At 57.3% G+C, this 656-nt stretch carries 1 protein-coding gene; it reads left to right on the forward strand.

Features of this window, described 5'->3' with window-relative positions; all coding sequences use genetic code 11:
- Window positions 1-118: 118 nt before the first annotated feature.
- Window positions 119-544, forward strand: coding sequence for an IS200/IS605 family transposase (gene tnpA, locus AC54T3_RS17460; protein ID WP_496626580.1), 426 nt, complete (start codon window positions 119-121; stop codon window positions 542-544).
- Window positions 545-656 lie beyond the last annotated feature (112 nt).

Below are 656 nucleotides of genomic sequence, written 5' to 3' on the forward strand. Positions count from 1 at the left end.
AATAAACCAGGTAATCCCCCGGCTCTGCCGGGGTGACAGTAGCAGTTTGACATTTACGGAAGTCCATCAGGGACACTCCGATCGTGAGCCGCCAAGCACACGATGTTGGAGAGTCCCGATGGACAAGATTGAGAGCCTAAGTCACTCCAAGTGGGAGTGCAAATATCACGTTGTTTTCATTCTAAAATACCGCCGTCGCACACTGTACGGTCAGCTGAGGCAGCCTCTGGGAGAGGTGTTTCACGAACTGGCCCGACACAAAGATAGCCGCATCGAGGACGGTCACCTGATGGCTGACCACGTTCACATGCTGATCTCGATCCCACCAAAGCATGCCGTCTCCCAGGTGGTGGGCTACATCAAGGGGAAGAGCGCCATCCACGTGGCACGGGTCTATGGGGAGCGCAAACGTAACTTCGGTGGGCAGCACTTTTGGGCGCGTGGCTATTTTGTCTCCACGGTTGGACGAGACGAAGCGGTCATCCGCGCGTACATTCGCCACCAAGAGAAAGAGGATCAACGCCTCGACCAGCTCCAGTTTTAGAGCTGACCGGCCGCCTTTAGGCGGTACCCAATCCGTGGGGCCGCGTTAGCGTCCCCTTGCCGCTTTGAGCGGCTCACGCATTCAAAGCCCCCGGCTTTGCCGGGGGATGGTT

The organism is Halochromatium sp. NSM3 (assembly GCF_059621085.1).